The following is an 18961-nucleotide window of genomic DNA, read 5'->3' as shown; positions in this document are numbered from 1 at the left end:
GGACGCTACGCCCCGTGAATTCCGTGACCGACACCCCCATCACCCCAGCCACCAGCCGCCCTGCACGGGTTGGCCGCGAACTGCATGACCTGCTGCGACTGGCCCTGCCCATCATGATTGCCCAGGTGGCCACCACCGCCATGGGCTTTGTCGATGCCGTCATGGCCGGTCGGGTCAGTCCGCGGGATCTCGCGGCCGTAGCCCTGGGCAACTCAATCTGGATTCCAGTGTTCCTGCTGATGACCGGCACCCTGCTGGCCACCACACCCAAAGTGGCCCAGCGCTTTGGTGCCGGCAAGCTGCACGAGATCAGTCCAGTGGTGCGCCAGGCCCTGTGGCTGGCGGTAGTGACGGGCCTCTCGGCCACGCTGATATTGATCAGCGCCGAACCGATACTGCACCTGATGAAGGTTGATCCGGAACTGATCAAGCCCTGCATGGGTTATCTGCACGGCATCGCCAGCGGCCTGCCGGCTGTAGCGCTGTACTACGTGCTGCGCTGCTTGAGCGACGGCCTGGGCCGCACAGTGCCGAGCATGGTCATCGGGCTTTGTGGCCTGGCCCTCAACATCCCCATCAACTACATCTTCATTTATGGCCACTTCGGTGTGCCGGCCATGGGCGGCGTCGGCTGTGGCTGGGCCACGGCGATCGTGATGTGGGCCATGATGCTGGGCATGGCCGGCTGGGTTCACTGGGCACCGGCCTATCGCAAGATCCAGCTGTTCAGCCGGTTCGACTGGCCACAATGGGCGGTGATCAAACGCCTGGTGAGTGTCGGCCTGCCCATCGGCATCGCGGTGTTCGCCGAGTCGAGCATCTTCGCGGTCATCGCCCTGTTGATCGGCAGCCTGGGTGCCACGGTAGTGGCCGGACACCAGATTGCCCTCAACGTCAGCGCCCTGATGTTCATGATCCCCTACTCCCTGGCCATGGCCGTAACAGTACGGGTCGGCCAGTCTCTGGGCCGTCAGCAACCGCGCGACGCACGCTTCAGCGCCGGAGTCGGCATGGGCGCGGCACTGGCCTACGCCTGCCTGTCGGCAAGCCTGATGTACCTGCTGCGTGAACCCATCGCCTCGATCTACACCAACGACCCGATGGTGATCCAGGTAGCCTCGATGCTCATCGTGTACTCGGCATTGTTCCAGTTTTCCGATGGCATTCAGGTCACCGCCGCTGGCGCGCTGCGCGGCTATCAGGACACTCGGGTGACCATGATCCTGACCCTGTTCGCTTACTGGGGGATTGGTTTGCCGGTGGGCTACGCCCTGGGCCTGACCGATTGGTTCGGAGCGGCCCGGGGCCCGAGCGGTCTGTGGGAGGGGTTGATTGCCGGCTTGACCTGCGCCGCGCTGATGCTGTTGATCCGCCTGACACGCAGTGCGCGCAAGCAGATCCGCATCGGCCGTTCGGCGGGTTAATCGAGCTTCTTGCGAATCCAGTAGAGGTAGGTGCCGGCCTCTTCCTGCTGCGCCACCAGTTCGTGGTCGAGGAACACGCAGAACTTGGGAATGTCGCGGCGGGTGGAAGGGTCGGTGGCGATCACCTTCAGCAGCCCGCCTGCGGGCAGGTCGCGAATGTGCTGGTGCAGCATCATCACCGGCTCGGGGCAATTAAGGCCGGTGGCGTCGAGGGTGCCGTCAACCGGCGTATCGATGATTTGACTCATGGTTCACTCCTGAAACAGGCGGCCATTGTCGCGCAATGGTGCCATCGGGTCATCAGTTGCGGGCTCCTGCGGGCGTCGCCACAACACCCCACGCCCAGGAACCTACTTATGTAGAAGCGGGCTCCTGCGGGGCATCCGGCGCTATGACGAGGGCTACGCCGATCTGGGCTTTTTCACATCCAGGCGCCGCAGGTGGCAGGTCACTTCCTCGCGGTCGTGATACAGCTGCTTGCAGCCAATCGCCACCCGAATTCCCCGCGCCTTGAAGCCCTCTTCAATCCGCTCCAGCAAACGCTTCACTTCGGCATAACGCTGCTTCATCGGCAGCTTCAGGTTGACCACGGCCTCGCGGCAATGGCCCTCGCCGATCCAGGTTTCCAGAAGTGCGGCGTTGCGCGCCGGCTTCTCGACGATGTCGCAGACCATCCAGTCCACCGGCTGTCGCGGCTTGAAGGTAAAGCCGTCCGCCATCAGGTGTTGCACCAGGCCAGTGTCCATCAGGCTTTCAGCCATAGGGCCGTTATCGACGGCGGTCACCAGCATGCCGCGATTGACCAACTGCCAGGTCCAGCCCCCTGGCGCCGCACCCAGATCGACCCCGGTCATGTCGCTGTGCAAACGCTCATCCCACTGATCCCGGGGGATGAAGTGGTGCCAGGCCTCTTCCAGTTTCAGGGTCGAACGGCTTGGCGCTTCCCGGGGGAACTTCAAGCGTGGAATGCCCATCGGCCACATGGCCGAGTTGCCGGCATCCGCCAGGCCGACAAAGACTTCACGCCCACTCTTGAAGGTCAACAGCAAGCGCGGCTTGGCGGCATCCTCCACCAGCTTGCCGGCAGCGCTCAGGGCCTTGCGCAGCGGACCTTCGAACTTTTTGCAGAAGTTCGACAATTCCTTGCCGTCATTGGTATCCACCACCTCCAGCCACAGGCTGCCGCACTGGGGAAAGCCGGCCAGGTAGGCCAGGATCACGCTAATGCGGTCGGTTTCCGGCAACTCGATGAAGCCGCCGCGGGCCCACTGCCGGGGGAAGATCAGTTCGGCAAAGCGCAGCCCCTGCATCAGGCGCTGGGCGCCATCGTCCTCGGTGCAGATGAACTCGGCGCAGGCAGTGCTGGGCTTGGCCTTGGCGTAGCCGGCGACATTCAGCCGAGCCGCGTGGTCGGCGATCTCGGAGCAGACTTCGCCCTCAAAACCGGGCCGGCAATGGATAAACAGGGTGTTCATTGAATCTCCTGGGCAAATGGCGACGAATCGATGCGCAAACCTGCCCTGTAGCAAAGCCTGTCACGAAAACCGGCGCATCATAACCGAGTTCGGAACCTTGGACTGACCCCAGGAGTCCAGTGATTAGCTATAAGCCCCAAACAGAGCTAGGTTAACCCTCTGTCCGTATCACAGGCCCGTAGCCGTGCGGGCCACAAGGAGTCATTCAATGCCATCCCTCGATAGCCTGAAAACCCTTAAAACCCTAAAAGTCGACGACAAGACTTATCACTATTTCAGCCTGCCGGACGCCGCCAAGAGCCTGGGCGATATCGACGCCCTGCCCATGTCGCTGAAAGTCCTGCTGGAAAACCTGCTGCGCTGGGAAGACGACAAGACCGTCACCGGCGCCGACCTCAAGGCCCTCGCCGCCTGGCTCAAGGAGCGTCGCTCCGACCGGGAGATCCAATACCGACCCGCTCGCGTCCTGATGCAGGACTTTACCGGTGTGCCCGCCGTGGTTGACCTGGCCGCCATGCGCGCTGCCATGGCCAAGGCCGGTGGCGATCCACAACGGATCAACCCGCTGTCCCCGGTGGATCTGGTGATCGACCACTCGGTGATGGTGGACAAGTTCGCCAGCAGTAGCGCCTTCGAACAGAACGTCGACATCGAGATGCAGCGCAACGGCGAACGCTATGCCTTCCTGCGCTGGGGCCAGAGCGCCTTCGACAACTTCAGCGTGGTGCCGCCGGGCACAGGCATCTGTCACCAGGTCAATCTGGAATACCTGGGGCGCACGGTCTGGACCAAGGACGAGGATGGCCGCACCTACGCCTTCCCCGACACCCTGGTGGGCACCGACTCCCACACCACCATGATCAACGGCCTCGGCGTGCTGGGCTGGGGCGTGGGCGGGATCGAGGCAGAAGCGGCGATGCTCGGCCAGCCGGTGTCGATGCTGATTCCGGAAGTCATCGGCTTCAAACTCACCGGCAAGCTCAAGGAAGGCATCACCGCCACCGATCTGGTGCTGACGGTGACCCAGATGCTGCGCAAGAAGGGCGTAGTGGGCAAGTTCGTCGAGTTCTATGGCGATGGCCTGGCCGACCTGCCCCTGGCAGACCGCGCCACCATTGCCAACATGGCCCCGGAATATGGCGCCACCTGCGGCTTCTTCCCAGTGGACGACATCACCCTGGATTACCTGCGCCTGTCCGGGCGCCCTGCCGAGTTGGTGAAACTGGTGGAGGCCTATAGCAAGGCCCAGGGCCTGTGGCGCCTGCCGGGCAAGGAGCCGGTGTTCACCGACAGCCTGGCCTTGGACATGGGCACCGTGGAGGCCAGTCTCGCCGGCCCCAAACGGCCACAAGACCGGGTTGCGCTGCCCAATGTGGCCCAAGCCTTCACCGACTTCCTCGACCTGCAGTTCAAGCCCACCAGCAAGGAAGAAGGTCGCCTGGAAAGCGAGGGCGGCGGCGGTGTCGCCGTGGGCAATGCCGACCTGGTGGGCGAAGCCGACTACCAGGATGCAGGCCAGACCTATCGCCTGAAAAACGGCGCGGTGGTGATCGCCGCCATCACCTCCTGCACCAACACCTCCAACCCTAGCGTGATGATGGCGGCAGGCCTGGTGGCCAAAAAAGCCGTGGAAAAGGGCCTGCAGCGCAAACCCTGGGTCAAGAGTTCGCTGGCTCCAGGCTCCAAGGTGGTGACTGACTACTATAAAGCCGCCGGACTTACGCCTTACCTGGACCAACTGGGCTTCGATCTGGTGGGCTATGGCTGCACCACCTGCATCGGCAACTCAGGCCCGCTACAGGAACCGATCGAGAAAGCCATCCAGCAAGCCGACCTTACTGTGGCTTCGGTGCTGTCGGGCAACCGCAACTTCGAAGGCCGGGTGCATCCCCTGGTCAAAACCAACTGGCTGGCTTCCCCGCCCCTGGTGGTGGCTTATGCCCTGGCCGGCACGGTACGTATCGACATCAGCAGCGAACCGCTGGGTCAAGGTAAGGATGGCCAGCCGGTGTACCTGCGGGACATCTGGCCCAGCAGCCAGGAAATCGCCGAGGCCGTGGCCCAGGTCAACACACGGATGTTCCACAAGGAATACGCCGAGGTGTTTGCCGGTGACGCCCAATGGCAAGCCATTGAAGTGCCACAGGCGGCCACTTATGTCTGGCAGGACGACTCGACCTATATCCAGCACCCTCCCTTCTTCGACGACATTGCCGGCCCCCTGCCGGAAATCAAGGACGTCAACGGTGCACGGGTGCTGGCGCTGCTGGGGGACTCGGTGACCACCGACCACATCTCTCCCGCCGGCAACATCAAGGCCGACAGCCCGGCCGGGCGCTACCTGCGGGACAAGGGCGTGGAACCCCGGGACTTCAACTCCTACGGCTCGCGTCGGGGCAATCACCAAGTGATGATGCGCGGCACCTTCGCCAACATCCGCATCCGCAACGAAATGCTCGGCGGCGAAGAAGGCGGCAATACGCTCTACATCCCCAGCGGCGAGAAAATGCCGATCTACGACGCGGCCATGAAATATCAGGCCTCGGGCACGCCGCTGGTGGTCATCGCCGGTCAGGAATACGGCACCGGCTCCAGCCGTGACTGGGCCGCCAAGGGCACCAACCTGCTGGGGGTCAAGGCGGTGATCGCCGAAAGCTTCGAGCGCATCCATCGCTCCAATCTGGTGGGCATGGGGGTCTTGCCCTTGCAGTTCAAGCTCGACCAGAACCGCAAGAGCCTGAAACTCACCGGCAAGGAGACCCTGGACATCCTCGGCCTGAGCGACGTGGAACTGACCCCGCGGATGAACCTGCCCCTGGTGATCACCCGTGAGGATGGCAGCCAGGAGAAAATCGAGGTGCTGTGCCGCATCGATACGCTGAACGAAGTCGAGTACTTCAAGTCCGGAGGGATCCTGCACTACGTGTTGCGCCAACTGATTGCATCCTGATCCACCACGAAATAAAACACCGCCTCAGGGCGGTGTTTTTCGTCGGTCTGTCGAACAAAACTCAGCTGGTTATACTTGCCGCCCGCCAAAGCTGACTCACCGGTCGCAATGGCGACTACAGATCCGCCGCTGAACAACGTTTCTGCAATACCTCTTTCTTTTGCAACAAGGATTCCACATGACCGCTTTGCCATGGATGTATCTGGCACTCCTTTCTATTGGCTACGCACTGGCCCTGAGCTACGGGCAACTGGGGCTGCTGGCCGCCCTCTCGATCTTCCTGCTGCTCTGCGCCGGATTTGCCGTACGCCAGCAACGCAGCCGCATCGGCCAATACCTGGGCCACGGCCTGTTCGTGGTGCTCGCCCTGGCTCTGGCCATGCACTGGCTGCCAGGCTTCTACAACGGCCGGGCCATCGACCCGCAGCGCTTTACCGACGACGCCGTGCCCTTCTCCATGTACCTGAATCAGGACAAACCGCTGATCGGCTTCTGGCTGCTCTTGGTCTGCCCCTGGATCGTCGGTCGGCGCTCGCTACGTCTGTCGCTCTACGCAACGGTTCTGGCCCTGACGTTGTGCGCAATCGCCGCATTGGGCGGAGCATTGCTGCTGGGAATCATCAGTTGGGCGCCGAAATGGCCGGATCAGGCCTGGTTGTGGGTGCTGAACAATCTGTTGCTGGTCACCCTGGTGGAGGAAGCACTGTTCCGGGGTTACATCCAGGGCGGCCTGAGCCGTAAATTCAAGGCCCTTCCCTATGGTGAGAACCTGGCACTGCTGTGTGCGGCCCTGTTATTTGGCCTGGTACACCTGGGTGCTGGCTGGCAATGGACCCTACTGGCGACCATCGCCGGGGTCGGCTACGGTCTGGCCTATCGCTTTGGGGGGCTGGGTGCGGCAATTGCTACGCACTTCGGTCTCAATCTGCTGCATTTCGGCCTGTTCAGCTATCCGATGCTCGCCGGATAACCCAGCGAAAAGTTGCCCAAACCAGTACTTCAGGACAATTGACTATCAAGGAAGAAGATCAATGATTAACGCCTCGCCAACGCCATCGGAACCTCGGTGGCGCATTTTGCAAGCGACAGCTTCTGCCTAATGAGACCCAGCGCCGATTATTGAAAAATAATTTCAATAATCGGCTGAAGCGGCCGACAACCCATCAAAGCCTTGCGGATTGAAAAACCATGCGTAATAACCAGCCTGTCACTCAGCGCGAACGTACCTTCCCGGCTCAACAACGGTTGATTTCCACCACCGACGCCAAAGGCGTGATCACCTACTGCAACGATGCCTTTGTCGAGATCAGTGGGTTCTCCCGTGAAGAACTGGTTCGCGCGCCGCACAACCTGGTCCGTCACCCTGATGTCCCAGCGGCAGTGTTCGCGCACATGTGGGGCACCTTGAAACAAGGCTTGCCATGGATGGGCATCGTCAAGAACCGCTGCAAGACCGGCGACCACTACTGGGTCAACGCCTATGTGACTCCGGTGTTCGAAGGCAACCAGGTGGTGGGTTACGAATCGGTACGGGTCAAGCCCACCGCCGAACAAGTGCGCCGCGCCGAAGCGCTTTACCAGCGTATCAACTCCGGCAAGTCGGCCATTCCCAAGCGTGACAAGTGGCTACCGGTGCTGCAGGACTGGCTGCCCTTCATTCTGGTCAGCCAACTGAGCTTCATGATCGGCGCCTGGCTCAACTCCCATTGGGGCTTTGCCCTGGCTGCGGCGCTCTCGGTGCCGCTGGGCCTGCTGGGCCTGAGCTGGCAGCAACGCGGCCTCAAGCGCCTGTTGCGCCTGGCCGAGCAGACCACCTCCGACCCGCTGATCGCCCAGATGTACACCGACAGCCGCGGCGCCCAGGCACGCCTGGAAATGTCGATCCTGAGCCAGGAAGCGCGCCTGAAGACCTGCCTGACCCGCCTGCAGGACACCGCCGAGCACCTCAACGAGCAGGCTCGCCAGTCCGACACCCTGGCCCACAACAGCTCCAGCGGCCTGGAACGTCAGCGGGTAGAGACCGAGCAGGTGGCCACCGCAGTCAACCAGATGGCTGCCACCACCCAGGAAGTGGCCAGCCACGTACAACGCACCGCCGACGCCACTCAGGAAGCCAATCGCCTCACCGGTCGTGGCCGGGACATCGCCGGGGAAACCCGCGAAGCCATCCAGCGCCTGTCAGTGGTGGTGGGCGAAACCGGCCTGACCGTGACCCAGCTGGCCAAGGACAGCGACGAGATCGGCGGCGTGGTGGATGTGATCAAGGGCATCGCCGACCAGACCAACCTGCTGGCCTTGAACGCGGCCATCGAAGCGGCACGCGCCGGGGAAATGGGCCGCGGCTTTGCCGTGGTCGCCGATGAAGTGCGCCAGTTGGCCCAGCGCACCAGCGAGTCCACCGGGCAGATCCACACCCTGATCGCCAAGCTGCAACAAACCGCCGCCACCGCCGTGCAAACCATGGACGCCGGTCACCGTCAGGCCGAAGAAGGCGTGGCGCGAGTGCTGGAAGCCGACCAGGCGCTGGTGGGCATCAGTGAAGCGGTGGCCAACATCACCGACATGACCACCCAGATCGCTGCCGCCACCGAAGAGCAAAGCTCGGTGGCCGAAGAGATCAGCCGCAACATCAGCACCATCGCGCAACTGGCGGACCAGACTTCGGAGCAGGCCCAGCACTCGGCCGAACTCAGCGAAGCCCTGACCCGCACCGCCCACACCCAGTACTCGCTGGTGGAGCGTTTCAACCGCTAAGCTCCCGGGCCGGCGACAAAAAAACCGCAAGCACCGGCTTGCGGTTTTTTTATGCCTGCGAACTCGCCCAACAGCCGCAGGAGCGAGCTTGCTCGCGACAGATCTACGCCGCGATACCAATTCGAGGGCCGGGTGAGCGCTTCGCGAGCAAGCCCGCACCTACAGGATCAGGCCAGTGCTTGCAGGAACGCAGCGACCTTGGTCGCCGCAGACTCCAGGTGCTGCTCATGGGTGCAACCGGAGGCCTTCAGGGGCTTGAGATCGTGATCAGCGGCCGTCAGCCAATACAGCTCGATACTCGGTGCCAGTGAGTAGGCTTCGACCGCCTGGCGATTGCCCAGGGCGTCACGCTCGCCCTGCACGATCAGGCTCGGCGTCGCCAACTCGGCCAAGTGCGCCACCCGCGGCTTCTCCGGCTTGCCGGTGGCATAGAAGGGATAGCCCAGGCACACCAGGGCATCGGCAGCCAATTCATCGGCCAGCAAACTGGCCATGCGTCCGCCCATGGACTTGCCGCCCACCGCCAGAACCCCAGTGACATAAGGTCGCACCAAGGCATGCACCTCGCGCCAGCACTCCAGGAGTTTGGGTGCCGGGTTGGGCGGGCGCTTGCCGCCATCCAGGCGCCGCTGGGCCATGTAGGGAAACTCGAAGCGCAAGACGTTCACCCCATGCCCGGCAAGGCGTACAGCGATGTCGTTCATGAAGCCGCTGTCCATCGGCGCGCCGGCACCATGGGCCAGGATCAGGGTCGGAGCCTGCAACGGGCTGGCAACAGCGGCGACCTCCCATAACCAGCCCCGTTTTCGCACGCACTGCGCCCATTGATCCCCGTCAATACTGGCCTTGTGCTCATTGCTCATGCTTGCCTCGCTTTTAGTCTGCCTATAACTCCAGACGAAGTGAGCGCGCCTTGCCGTGCGCAGTCGCTTTCACTTCAGCTGAACCGTGGATGGGGAACCATGAACACTTCTATCAGTACCGCCTACAACTACAAGGTGGTCCGCCAATTCGCCATTATGACGGTGGTGTGGGGCATCGTCGGCATGGGGCTCGGGGTTTTTCTCGCTGCCCAGTTGGTCTGGCCTGAACTCAACTTCGACCTACCGTGGACCAGCTTCGGCCGTCTACGTCCGTTGCACACCAACGCGGTGATCTTCGCCTTTGGCGGCTGCGCACTGTTTGCCAGCTCGTTCTACTCGGTGCAACGCACCTGTCAGACTCAGTTGTTCGCGCCGAAAATCGCCGCGTTCTGCTTCTGGGGCTGGCAGCTGGTCATCCTCTTGGCGGCTATCAGCCTGCCACTGGGCTACACCAGCTCCAAGGAATACGCCGAACTGGAATGGCCGATCGATATCCTGATCACCATTGTCTGGGTGGCCTACGCCATTGTGTTCTTCGGCACCGTGATGCAGCGCAAGACCAAACACATCTATGTGGGTAACTGGTTCTTCGGCTCCTTCATCATCACCGTGGCCATCCTGCACATCGTCAACAACCTGGAACTGCCGGTCAGCTTCACCAAGTCCTACTCGGTGTATGCCGGTGCGACCGATGCAATGGTGCAGTGGTGGTACGGCCACAACGCCGTGGGCTTCTTCCTGACCGCGGGCTTCCTGGGGATGATGTACTACTTCGTACCCAAGCAGGCCGAGCGTCCGGTGTATTCCTATCGCTTGTCCATCGTGCACTTCTGGGCACTGATCACCCTGTACATCTGGGCCGGTCCGCACCACCTGCACTACACCGCACTGCCGGACTGGGCTCAGTCCCTGGGGATGGTGATGTCCCTGGTACTGCTGGCGCCAAGCTGGGGCGGCATGATCAACGGGATGATGACTCTCTCGGGTGCCTGGCATAAGTTGCGCAGCGACCCGATCCTGCGCTTCTTGGTGGTGTCCCTGGCGTTCTACGGCATGTCGACCTTCGAAGGTCCGATGATGGCGATCAAGACCGTCAACGCCCTGTCCCACTACACCGACTGGACCATCGGCCACGTTCACGCCGGCGCTCTGGGCTGGGTGGCGATGATCTCCATCGGCGCGCTGTACCACCTGATCCCGAAAGTCTTCGGTCGCGAGCAGATGTACAGCACCGGCCTGATCAACACCCACTTCTGGCTGGCCACCATCGGTACCGTGCTCTACATCGCCTCGATGTGGGTCAACGGTATCGCCCAGGGCCTGATGTGGCGTGCAGTCAACGAAGACGGCACCCTCACCTACTCCTTCGTCGAAACCCTGGTGGCCAGCCACCCAGGCTTCATCGTGCGACTGGTCGGTGGTGCGATCTTCCTCAGCGGCATGTTCCTGATGGCCTACAACACCTGGCGCACCGTGCGTGCCGCCGTGCCAGCCGAAGTCAACGCCGCTGCGCAGATGGCCTGAGGAGTCCGCCATGAAACACGAAACGATTGAAAAAAACGTCGGCCTGCTGATGCTGCTGATGGTCTTCGCGGTGAGCATCGGCGGTCTGACCCAGATCGTCCCGCTGTTCTTCCAGGACGTCACCAACAAGCCGGTGGAAGGCATGAAGCCCTACACCGCCCTGCAACTGGAAGGCCGCGACATCTACATCCGCGAAGGCTGCGTACAGTGCCATTCGCAGATGATCCGTCCGTTCCGCGCTGAAACCGAACGTTACGGTCACTACTCGGTGGCTGGTGAAAGCGTCTGGGACCACCCGTTCCTGTGGGGCTCCAAGCGTACCGGTCCGGACCTGGCCCGTGTCGGCGGCCGCTACTCCGATGACTGGCACCGTGCGCACTTGTACAACCCGCGCAACGTTGTGCCCGAGTCGAAGATGCCGGCCTACCCGTGGCTGGTGACAGCAGCGGTGGACAGCAGCCATACCGAAACCAAGCTCAAGGTCATGCGCACCCTCGGCGTGCCCTATACCGACGACGACATCGCCGGGGCCACCGCCTCGCTCAAGGGCAAGACCGAGATGGACGCCCTGGTGTCCTACCTGCAAGTGCTTGGCACTGCGATCAAGAGCAAGAGGTGAGCCATGGGTTTTGAACTCGATAGCGGCATGATCCGCGGGCTCGGGACCCTGGTGGTGATGATCGCCTTCGTCGGTCTGTCGATCTGGGTGTTCAACTCAAAACGCAATCCCGAGTTTGCCCAGGCACGCCTGCTGCCCTTCGCCGACGACCCGATGCCGGGTGCGGCACCGGCCGGCAATACAACTGATGACGCTCAACCTCAAGAGCCTGCAACAAGGAGCATTCGGCCATGACCACCTTCTGGAGTACGTGGATCTGCGTACTGACCATCGGCAGCCTGATCGGCCTGACCTGGCTGCTGGTCGGCACCCGCAAGGGTGAAACCAAGGGCAGCGTGGACCAGACCATGGGCCACGCGTTCGATGGCATCGAGGAGTACGACAACCCCCTGCCGCAATGGTGGTTCCTGCTGTTCGCCGGGACCCTGGTGTTTTCCGTGGGCTACCTGATCCTCTACCCGGGCCTGGGCAACTGGAAAGGCATTCTGCCGGGCTATGAAGACGGCTGGACCCAGACCAAGGAATGGGAAAAGGAAATGGCCAAGGCGGATGTGAAATTTGGGCCGATCTTCGCCAAATTCGCAGCCATGCCCGTGGAAGAAGTGGCCAAGGACCCACAAGCACTGAAGATGGGCGGACGCCTGTTCGCGTCCAACTGCTCGGTGTGCCACGGCTCTGACGCCAAGGGTGCCTTCGGCTTCCCCAACCTGGCGGACGACAACTGGCGGTGGGGCGGCAGCGCCGACACCATCAAGGCCACCATCATGGGCGGCCGCATGGCGGCCATGCCGGCCTGGGGTGAAGTGCTCAAGGAAGCAGGCGTGAAGAACGTAGCGGCTTATGTCCGTCACGAACTGGCCGGCCTGCCCCTGCCAGCGGACAGCGACGCCGACCTGGTGGCCGGGCAGCAAGCGTTCAGCACCACCTGCGTGGCCTGTCACGGCGCCGACGGCAAGGGCACCCAGATCATGGGCGCGCCCGACCTGACCCAGCCTGCCGGCTTCATCTACGGCACCAGCCTGGCGCAACTGCAGCAGACTATCCGCCACGGTCGCCAGGGTCATATGCCGGCGCAGAGCGAACTGCTCGGCAATGACAAGGTGCAACTGCTGGCCGCCTACGTGTACAGCCTCTCCCACCACAACAGCAACAAGCCACAAGCAGAAAGCGACCAGTAAAAGATCAACGGCAAGCTGCGAGATTTCACTTGCAGCTTGCCGCTTGAAGCTTTCCCTCCTGCCTCTTTGCGACCAAGTGTCGCACCCCTCTCCCCCACCGCCTTTGCACTGATCCGAATCAGGTCTAAGCTTGCCCCGAAGTGGACTGGCAATGACCGGTCACAGGCCATCGGTATCCTTGACGTTCGAAGCTTTCGCTCGATGACAGGCCGCAAAGGCTGGTTTATACCGGCTGTCGACTGGCTTACCACCTGTCAGCTGATCCGCGGACTTCCACACACCCGGTTACAACTGACCTGACACCCCAAGTTTTTTGTCCACTGCGACATTTTGTCCGAGGGCAATTTTTGTCCCTACTCGGCATAGGGAAAGGCCGCAGAATCAGGCATGGAACGCATTGACCCAGGTCATGGCGCGTTGCAATGACCCCCTGCTTTCTCCATACTTGCGGCCGATTTTTATCCCTAATAAAACACCCAAACCGTGGAACCTTAGAATGAGCACAGCAATCAGTCCGACTGCTTATAACTATAAGGTAGTCCGCCAGTTCGCCATCATGACGGTGGTCTGGGGGATCCTTGGCATGGGGCTCGGTGTCTTCATCGCCTCGCAACTGGTCTGGCCGGAGTTGAACTTCGATCTGCCATGGACGACCTTTGGACGCCTGCGCCCGCTGCACACCAACCTGGTGATCTTCGCCTTCGGTGGATGTGCATTGTTTGCCACCTCTTACTATGTCGTGCAGCGAACCTGCCAGACGCGACTGATTTCCGACAGCCTTGCGGCCTTCACCTTCTGGGGTTGGCAAGCGGTGATCGTCGGCGCGATCGTGACCCTGCCACTGGGTTACACCACCACCAAGGAATACGCCGAACTGGAATGGCCCCTGGCTATCCTGCTGGCGATCGTCTGGGTCACCTACGGCCTGGTGTTCTTTGGCACCATCACCAAGCGCAAGACCAAGCACATCTACGTCGGTAACTGGTTCTACGGTGCCTTCATCGTGGTGACCGCGATGCTGCACATCGTCAACCACGCCTCCCTGCCGGTCAGCTTCTTCAAGTCTTATTCGGCCTATGCCGGTGCGACTGACGCCATGATCCAGTGGTGGTATGGCCACAACGCCGTGGGCTTCTTCCTGACCACCGGCTTCCTGGGGATGATGTACTACTTCGTACCCAAGCAGGCCGAGCGTCCGATCTACTCCTATCGCCTGTCCATCGTGCACTTCTGGGCGCTGATCACCCTGTACATCTGGGCCGGTCCGCACCACCTGCACTACACCGCACTGCCGGATTGGGCCCAGTCCCTGGGCATGGCCATGTCGATCATCCTGCTGGCACCCAGCTGGGGCGGCATGATCAACGGCATGATGACCCTGTCGGGTGCTTGGCATAAGCTGCGCACCGACCCGATCCTGCGCTTTCTGGTGGTGTCCCTGGCGTTCTACGGCATGTCGACCTTCGAAGGTCCGATGATGGCGATCAAGACCGTCAACTCGCTCTCGCATTACACCGACTGGACCATCGGCCACGTACACGCTGGCGCTCTGGGCTGGGTAGCAATGATCTCCATCGGCGCCCTGTACCACCTGATCCCGAAAGTCTTCGGTCGTCAGCAGATGCACAGCACCGGCCTGATCAACACCCACTTCTGGCTGGCCACCATCGGTACCGTGCTCTACATCGCCTCGATGTGGGTCAACGGCATTACCCAGGGCCTGATGTGGCGTGCAATCAACGATGACGGCACCCTCACCTACTCCTTCGTCGAAGCGCTGCAAGCCAGTCACCCGGGCTTTATCGTCCGCGCTCTGGGCGGTGCGTTCTTCGCCGCCGGCATGCTGATCATGGCGTACAACGTGTTCCGCACCGTTCGCGCCTCGAACCCGGCTGAAGCTGAAGCCGCCGCTCAGATCGCTGTAGTTGGAGCTCACTGATGAAGCACGAAGTAGTCGAGAAGAACATTGGCCTACTGGCCTTCTTCATGGTCATCGCCGTCAGCATCGGCGGCCTGACCCAGATCGTCCCGCTGTTCTTCCAGGACGTTACCAACAAGCCGGTGGAGGGCATGAAGCCGCGCACCGCGTTGGAACTGGAAGGTCGCGACGTTTACATCGCCAACGGCTGTGTCGGCTGCCACTCGCAGATGATCCGTCCGTTCCGCGCTGAAACCGAACGCTATGGCCACTACTCGGTGGCCGGTGAAAGCGTCTGGGACCACCCGTTCCTGTGGGGTTCCAAGCGTACCGGCCCGGACCTGGCCCGTGTCGGCGGCCGCTACTCCGATGACTGGCAGCGTGCGCACTTGTACAACCCGCGCAACGTGGTCCCCGAGTCGAAGATGCCGGCTTATCCGTTCCTCGTAGAAAACAAGCTCGACGGCAAAGACACCGCGAAGAAAATGGAAGTCTTGCGCACACTCGGCGTCCCTTACACCGACGAAGACATCGCCGGCGCTCAGGATGCTGTGAAGGGCAAAACCGAAATGGACGCGCTGGTGGCCTATCTGCAAGGCCTGGGCACCATCATCAAAAGCAAACGGTGATCTAGATGGATATCGGGATGATTCGTGGCCTGGGCACCCTTGTTGTGATGGTGGCCTTCATCGGCTTGGCGCTCTGGGTGTTCAGCCCCAAGCGCAAGTCCGAGTTTGAAGACGCGACCTTGCTGCCGTTCGCGGATGATCCCGACGCCATCAAGCACGTCGAGCAAGCTTCTAGGAGTAACAAAGAATGACTACGTTCTGGAGTCTGTACGTCACAGTCCTCAGTCTGGGTACCATCTTCGCCCTGACCTGGCTGCTGCTGTCGACCCGCAAGGGCCAGCGCACCGAGCAGACCGACGAGACGGTCGGCCACTCCTTCGACGGGATCGAGGAGTACGACAACCCGCTGCCACAGTGGTGGTTCATGCTGTTTGTCGGCACCATCGTCTTCGCCCTGGGTTACCTGGTGCTGTACCCGGGCCTGGGCAACTGGAAAGGCGTCCTGCCGGGCTACAACTACCTCGATAACGAGAAGCAGACCCCGTTTGCCAACGGCCAGCCCGGCTGGACCGGTGTGCATGAGTGGGAAAAGGAAATGGTCAAGTCAGACGCCAAGTTCGGTCCGATCTTCGCCAAGTACGCCGCCATGCCTATCGAAGAAGTGGCCAAGGACCCGCAAGCCCTGAAAATGGGCGGTCGCCTGTTCGCGTCCAACTGCTCGGTCTGCCACGGTTCCGACGCCAAGGGCGCCTATGGCTTCCCTAACCTGACTGACGCCGACTGGCGTTGGGGCGGCGAGCCGGAAACCATCAAGGCCTCCATCATGGGCGGTCGCCACGCGGTGATGCCGGCCTGGGTGGACGTGATCAAGGAACAGGGCGTCAGTGACGTTGCCGCTTATGTCCTGACCAACCTCGACGGCCGCAAGTTGCCGGAAGGCATCAAGGCCGACCCGGTCAATGGTCAGAAGTTGTTCGCCGCCAACTGCGCGGTCTGCCACGGTCCGGAAGGCAAAGGCACACCGGCCATGGGCGCCCCGAACCTGACTCACCCGGCAGCCTTCATCTACGGATCGAGCTTCGCCCAACTGCAGCAGACCATTCGTCATGGCCGTCAGGGCGTGATGCCTGCCCAGGAACAACTGCAAGGCAATGACAAGGTTCACCTGCTGGCCGCCTATGTCTACAGCCTGTCCCACGGTAACAAGCAGGCCGACGCCGAGTAAGACCGACGCCTGAAAGCAATACCCAACGGCCCCGCCAATGAAAATTGACGGGGCCGTTTTGTTTGCGCCTTGCATCGGCTGGTGCTCGACGGTGGATCACCCTTCCCGGCAACCCGGTAGTAACATTTCTAGAACAAGAAGGACTTTGAGGCCTGCGGAGTCCGCCTGATCACTCCCTGGAAGAATTGAACGGCGCCGCCTGCAAATGGGTCCATAATTCGTAAGTCAATTGATTCAAGTCATTACACCATCAGTTGATTTCCCCCAACGCGACCAAAGGTCGCACCCTTGCGCTAGAGCTACAGGCGTATCATTGCGCCACTGCAACACCCCTTTTGACCCCGGCCGGCATGTACTGGCCGAGGCATTTTTCCACTGCCGTGGGATGCAATGATGAGCAACCAGATTCCCGTACAAGACGTTACCCCGCCTGCCAAAAACGCGACCAACAGCGTCGACCTCTACGCCTCCAGGGAAAAAATCTACACCCGCGCCTTCACTGGCCTGTTCCGCAATCTGCGCATGCTGGGCGGCGCCGGATTATTCCTGCTGTACTTCGGCACCGTGTGGCTCAACTGGGGTGGTCACCAGGCCGTCTGGTGGAACCTGCCGGAACGTAAGTTCTTCATCTTTGGCGCCACGTTCTGGCCCCAGGACTTCATCCTGCTCTCGGGACTGTTGATCATTGCCGCTTTCGGCCTGTTCTTCATCACCGTCTATGCCGGACGTATCTGGTGCGGCTACACCTGCCCGCAGAGCGTCTGGACCTGGATTTTCATGTGGTGCGAGAAAGTCACCGAAGGCGACCGCAATCAGCGCATCAAGTTGGACAAGGCGCCCATGAGCGCCAACAAGTTCCTGCGCAAACTCAGCAAGCACAGCCTCTGGCTGTTGATTGGCTTCGCCACCGGCATGACCTTCGTCGGCTACTTCTCGCCCATCCGCGAACTGGTCATCGAGTTCTTCACGGGCCAGGCCGATGGCTGGTCGTACTTCTGGGTCGGTTTCTTCACCCTGGCCACTTACGGCAACGCCGGTTGGCTGCGCGAGCAAGTGTGCATCTACATGTGCCCCTATGCGCGCTTCCAGAGCGTGATGTTCGACAAGGACACCCTGATCGTGTCCTACGATCCGCGCCGTGGTGAAAGCCGTGGCCCACGCAAGAAGGGCGCCGACTACAAGGCCCAGGGTCTGGGCGACTGCATCGATTGCACCATGTGCGTCCAGGTCTGCCCCACCGGCATCGATATCCGAGATGGCCTGCAGATCGAATGCATCGGCTGCGCCGCCTGTATCGACGCCTGCGACAGCATCATGGACAAGATGGAGTACCCACGCGGACTCATCAGCTACACCACCGAACACAACCTCTCCGGACAGAAAACCCATAAACTGCGTCCGCGCCTGATCGGTTACGCCCTGGTGTTACTGGCCATGATCAGCCTGCTGGTCACCGCGTTCTTCATGCGCTCGCTGGTGGGCTTCGATGTCAGCAAGGACCGGGTGCTGTACCGCGAAAACTCAGAAGGCCGGATCGAAAACGTCTATAGCCTGAAGATCATGAACAAGGACCAGCGCGACCACACCTACGTGCTCGATGCCGCTGGCCTGCCGGACCTGAAGCTGCAAGGCAAGCGCGAGATCCACGTGGAGGCCGGCGATATCGTCAGCATGCCAGTGGAACTGTCCATCGCTCCAGAGCAACTGCCATCGACCACCAACGAGGTGAAGTTCATCCTCAAGGATGCCGACGATGACAGCGTCCACGTTGAAGCCAAGAGCCGGTTCATCGGCCCACAAATTCGTTAAGAGCCAAGAGAAGTGATCATGCCCGCAGCTACCACCACCAGCCCCTGGTACAAACACCTCTGGCCCTGGATCATCATTGGCATCCTCGCCTGCTCGGTGACCCTGACCCTGTCCATGGTGACCATTGCCGTGAACAACCCGGACAACCTGGTCAACGACAACTACTACGAGGCTGGCAAGGGCATCAACCGCTCCCTGGACCGTGAACTGCTGGCCCAGACCCTGAAGATGCGCGCCAACGTGCACCTCGACGAACTGACCGGCGAAGTGGAACTGCGCCTGAGCGGTAACAGCCAGCCCAAGACCCTGGAGCTGAACCTGATCTCGCCGACCCAGCCCGAGAAAGACCGCAAGATCGCCCTCACCCGCAGCGAAACCGAACAAGGTCGCTACATTGGCCAGTTGAGCGATCAGGTCGAAGGCCGGCGCTTCGTCGAGCTGCTGGGAGTCGAAGGCGACAAGACCTGGCGCATGTTCGAAGAGGAACAAGTCAGCCACGACAAAGACCTGCTGCTGGGCGATGAGCCGCTGCAAGGGGCGGAAGACCTGAACTGAACAACACCTGTCGTCCATCGCCGGCCCGCCGCCCTCCCCGTCACCCGGGTTGCAGGCGACTGGCCGGCGATGAGTTTTTTCCCGACCACAAAGACCGC

The 18961-nt window shown here is 61.5% G+C and carries 17 protein-coding genes; 14 read left to right on the top strand and 3 right to left on the bottom strand.

What is annotated here, in order from left to right; genetic code table 11:
- Positions 1-14 precede the first annotated feature (14 nt).
- On the top strand, positions 15-1424 hold the full coding sequence (locus tag Q8O96_RS01820; protein WP_115581955.1) for an MATE family efflux transporter: 1410 nt from the start codon (positions 15-17) through the stop codon (positions 1422-1424).
- Here the strand turns inward: Q8O96_RS01820 and tusA are convergent.
- A complete protein-coding gene (gene tusA / locus Q8O96_RS01815; RefSeq protein ID WP_047302965.1) occupies positions 1421-1672 on the bottom strand; it encodes a sulfurtransferase TusA in 252 nt (83 codons plus the stop codon). The two genes, Q8O96_RS01820 and tusA, sit on opposite strands and share 4 nt — an antisense overlap.
- A gap of 153 nt (positions 1673-1825) precedes the next feature.
- Positions 1826-2899, bottom strand: coding sequence for a 23S rRNA (cytidine(2498)-2'-O)-methyltransferase RlmM (gene rlmM / locus Q8O96_RS01810; protein ID WP_207167323.1), 1074 nt, complete (start codon positions 2897-2899; stop codon positions 1826-1828).
- A gap of 208 nt (positions 2900-3107) precedes the next feature.
- Here rlmM and acnA point away from each other — a divergent pair, with 208 nt between their 5' ends.
- The 3 genes from acnA to Q8O96_RS01795 all read left to right on the top strand — a co-directional run bounded on the left by acnA (position 3108) and on the right by Q8O96_RS01795 (position 8603).
- Positions 3108-5849: an aconitate hydratase AcnA gene (gene acnA, locus Q8O96_RS01805; RefSeq protein ID WP_110596938.1), complete on the top strand. Its 2742-nt coding sequence runs from the start codon at positions 3108-3110 to the stop codon at positions 5847-5849.
- A 178-nt stretch (positions 5850-6027) separates the two neighbouring features.
- Positions 6028-6819 carry a CPBP family intramembrane glutamic endopeptidase gene (locus tag Q8O96_RS01800; RefSeq protein WP_110652567.1) on the top strand — a complete coding sequence of 264 codons (792 nt, stop codon included), beginning with the start codon at positions 6028-6030 and terminating at the stop codon, positions 6817-6819.
- Between the two features lie 218 nt (positions 6820-7037).
- Positions 7038-8603: a PAS domain-containing methyl-accepting chemotaxis protein gene (locus Q8O96_RS01795; protein WP_102863792.1), complete on the top strand. Its 1566-nt coding sequence runs from the start codon at positions 7038-7040 to the stop codon at positions 8601-8603.
- A 167-nt stretch (positions 8604-8770) separates the two neighbouring features.
- On the opposite strand, the gene Q8O96_RS01790 is transcribed toward Q8O96_RS01795, so the two are convergent.
- Positions 8771-9466 carry an alpha/beta family hydrolase gene (locus Q8O96_RS01790; protein ID WP_305948257.1) on the bottom strand — a complete coding sequence of 232 codons (696 nt, stop codon included), beginning with the start codon at positions 9464-9466 and terminating at the stop codon, positions 8771-8773.
- A gap of 99 nt (positions 9467-9565) precedes the next feature.
- Here Q8O96_RS01790 and ccoN (Q8O96_RS01785) point away from each other — a divergent pair, with 99 nt between their 5' ends.
- The 10 genes from ccoN (Q8O96_RS01785) (at position 9566) to Q8O96_RS01740 (ending at position 18863) form a co-directional block, all read left to right on the top strand.
- The gene (gene ccoN, locus Q8O96_RS01785; protein WP_102863794.1) at positions 9566-10990 is read left to right on the top strand and encodes a cytochrome-c oxidase, cbb3-type subunit I; all 1425 of its coding nucleotides are present in this window, start codon (positions 9566-9568) and stop codon (positions 10988-10990) included.
- 10 nt (positions 10991-11000) lie between these two features.
- A complete protein-coding gene (gene ccoO, locus Q8O96_RS01780; RefSeq protein WP_102863795.1) occupies positions 11001-11609 on the top strand; it encodes a cytochrome-c oxidase, cbb3-type subunit II in 609 nt (202 codons plus the stop codon).
- Between the two features lie 3 nt (positions 11610-11612).
- Positions 11613-11843, top strand: a complete 231-nt coding sequence (locus tag Q8O96_RS01775) for a cbb3-type cytochrome c oxidase subunit 3 (RefSeq protein ID WP_016967269.1) — start codon at positions 11613-11615, stop codon at positions 11841-11843.
- Positions 11840-12787 carry a cytochrome-c oxidase, cbb3-type subunit III gene (gene ccoP / locus Q8O96_RS01770; RefSeq protein ID WP_102863796.1) on the top strand — a complete coding sequence of 316 codons (948 nt, stop codon included), beginning with the start codon at positions 11840-11842 and terminating at the stop codon, positions 12785-12787. The genes Q8O96_RS01775 and ccoP (Q8O96_RS01770) overlap by 4 nt, the downstream gene beginning before the upstream one ends.
- A 496-nt stretch (positions 12788-13283) precedes the next feature.
- On the top strand, positions 13284-14726 hold the full coding sequence (ccoN, locus tag Q8O96_RS01765) for a cytochrome-c oxidase, cbb3-type subunit I (protein ID WP_102863797.1): 1443 nt from the start codon (positions 13284-13286) through the stop codon (positions 14724-14726).
- A complete protein-coding gene (ccoO, locus tag Q8O96_RS01760; protein ID WP_102863798.1) occupies positions 14726-15334 on the top strand; it encodes a cytochrome-c oxidase, cbb3-type subunit II in 609 nt (202 codons plus the stop codon). The genes ccoN (Q8O96_RS01765) and ccoO (Q8O96_RS01760) overlap by 1 nt, the downstream gene beginning before the upstream one ends.
- A gap of 5 nt (positions 15335-15339) precedes the next feature.
- A complete protein-coding gene (locus Q8O96_RS01755; RefSeq protein WP_011060239.1) occupies positions 15340-15525 on the top strand; it encodes a CcoQ/FixQ family Cbb3-type cytochrome c oxidase assembly chaperone in 186 nt (61 codons plus the stop codon).
- On the top strand, positions 15522-16499 hold the full coding sequence (gene ccoP / locus Q8O96_RS01750) for a cytochrome-c oxidase, cbb3-type subunit III (protein ID WP_305948256.1): 978 nt from the start codon (positions 15522-15524) through the stop codon (positions 16497-16499). Before Q8O96_RS01755 ends, ccoP (Q8O96_RS01750) begins: the two co-directional genes overlap by 4 nt.
- A gap of 393 nt (positions 16500-16892) precedes the next feature.
- On the top strand, positions 16893-18308 hold the full coding sequence (ccoG, locus tag Q8O96_RS01745; protein WP_305948255.1) for a cytochrome c oxidase accessory protein CcoG: 1416 nt from the start codon (positions 16893-16895) through the stop codon (positions 18306-18308).
- Positions 18309-18326: 18 nt separating this feature from the next.
- Positions 18327-18863 (top strand): FixH family protein, encoded by a 537-nt coding sequence (locus Q8O96_RS01740; RefSeq protein WP_102863801.1) that lies wholly within the window; start codon positions 18327-18329, stop codon positions 18861-18863.
- Positions 18864-18961 lie beyond the last annotated feature (98 nt).

It is taken from the genome of Pseudomonas sp. LPH60 (genome assembly GCF_030718165.1).
GTDB classification, from domain to species: domain Bacteria; phylum Pseudomonadota; class Gammaproteobacteria; order Pseudomonadales; family Pseudomonadaceae; genus Aquipseudomonas; species Aquipseudomonas danubii.
The sequence above is the reverse complement of the archived record's forward strand: the minus strand, read 5'-3'. Positions and strand labels throughout refer to the sequence as shown.

Bases quoted from the DNA above. Each gene is read 5' to 3' on its own strand.
- ccoG (WP_305948255.1), top strand. From the start codon at position 16,893: ATGAGCAACCAGATTCCCGTACAAGACGTTACCCCGCCTGCCAAAAAC.
- ccoN (WP_102863794.1), top strand. From the start codon at position 9,566: ATGAACACTTCTATCAGTACCGCCTACAACTACAAGGTGGTCCGCCAA.
- Q8O96_RS01775 (WP_016967269.1), top strand. From the start codon at position 11,613: ATGGGTTTTGAACTCGATAGCGGCATGATCCGCGGGCTCGGGACCCTG.
- tusA (WP_047302965.1), bottom strand. From the start codon at position 1,672: ATGAGTCAAATCATCGATACGCCGGTTGACGGCACCCTCGACGCCACC.
- ccoP (WP_102863796.1), top strand. From the start codon at position 11,840: ATGACCACCTTCTGGAGTACGTGGATCTGCGTACTGACCATCGGCAGC.
- ccoO (WP_102863795.1), top strand. From the start codon at position 11,001: ATGAAACACGAAACGATTGAAAAAAACGTCGGCCTGCTGATGCTGCTG.
- Q8O96_RS01795 (WP_102863792.1), top strand. From the start codon at position 7,038: ATGCGTAATAACCAGCCTGTCACTCAGCGCGAACGTACCTTCCCGGCT.
- ccoP (WP_305948256.1), top strand. From the start codon at position 15,522: ATGACTACGTTCTGGAGTCTGTACGTCACAGTCCTCAGTCTGGGTACC.
- Q8O96_RS01790 (WP_305948257.1), bottom strand. From the start codon at position 9,466: ATGAGCAATGAGCACAAGGCCAGTATTGACGGGGATCAATGGGCGCAG.
- rlmM (WP_207167323.1), bottom strand. From the start codon at position 2,899: ATGAACACCCTGTTTATCCATTGCCGGCCCGGTTTTGAGGGCGAAGTC.
- acnA (WP_110596938.1), top strand. From the start codon at position 3,108: ATGCCATCCCTCGATAGCCTGAAAACCCTTAAAACCCTAAAAGTCGAC.
- Q8O96_RS01800 (WP_110652567.1), top strand. From the start codon at position 6,028: ATGACCGCTTTGCCATGGATGTATCTGGCACTCCTTTCTATTGGCTAC.
- Q8O96_RS01740 (WP_102863801.1), top strand. From the start codon at position 18,327: ATGCCCGCAGCTACCACCACCAGCCCCTGGTACAAACACCTCTGGCCC.
- Q8O96_RS01755 (WP_011060239.1), top strand. From the start codon at position 15,340: ATGGATATCGGGATGATTCGTGGCCTGGGCACCCTTGTTGTGATGGTG.
- ccoN (WP_102863797.1), top strand. From the start codon at position 13,284: ATGAGCACAGCAATCAGTCCGACTGCTTATAACTATAAGGTAGTCCGC.
- ccoO (WP_102863798.1), top strand. From the start codon at position 14,726: ATGAAGCACGAAGTAGTCGAGAAGAACATTGGCCTACTGGCCTTCTTC.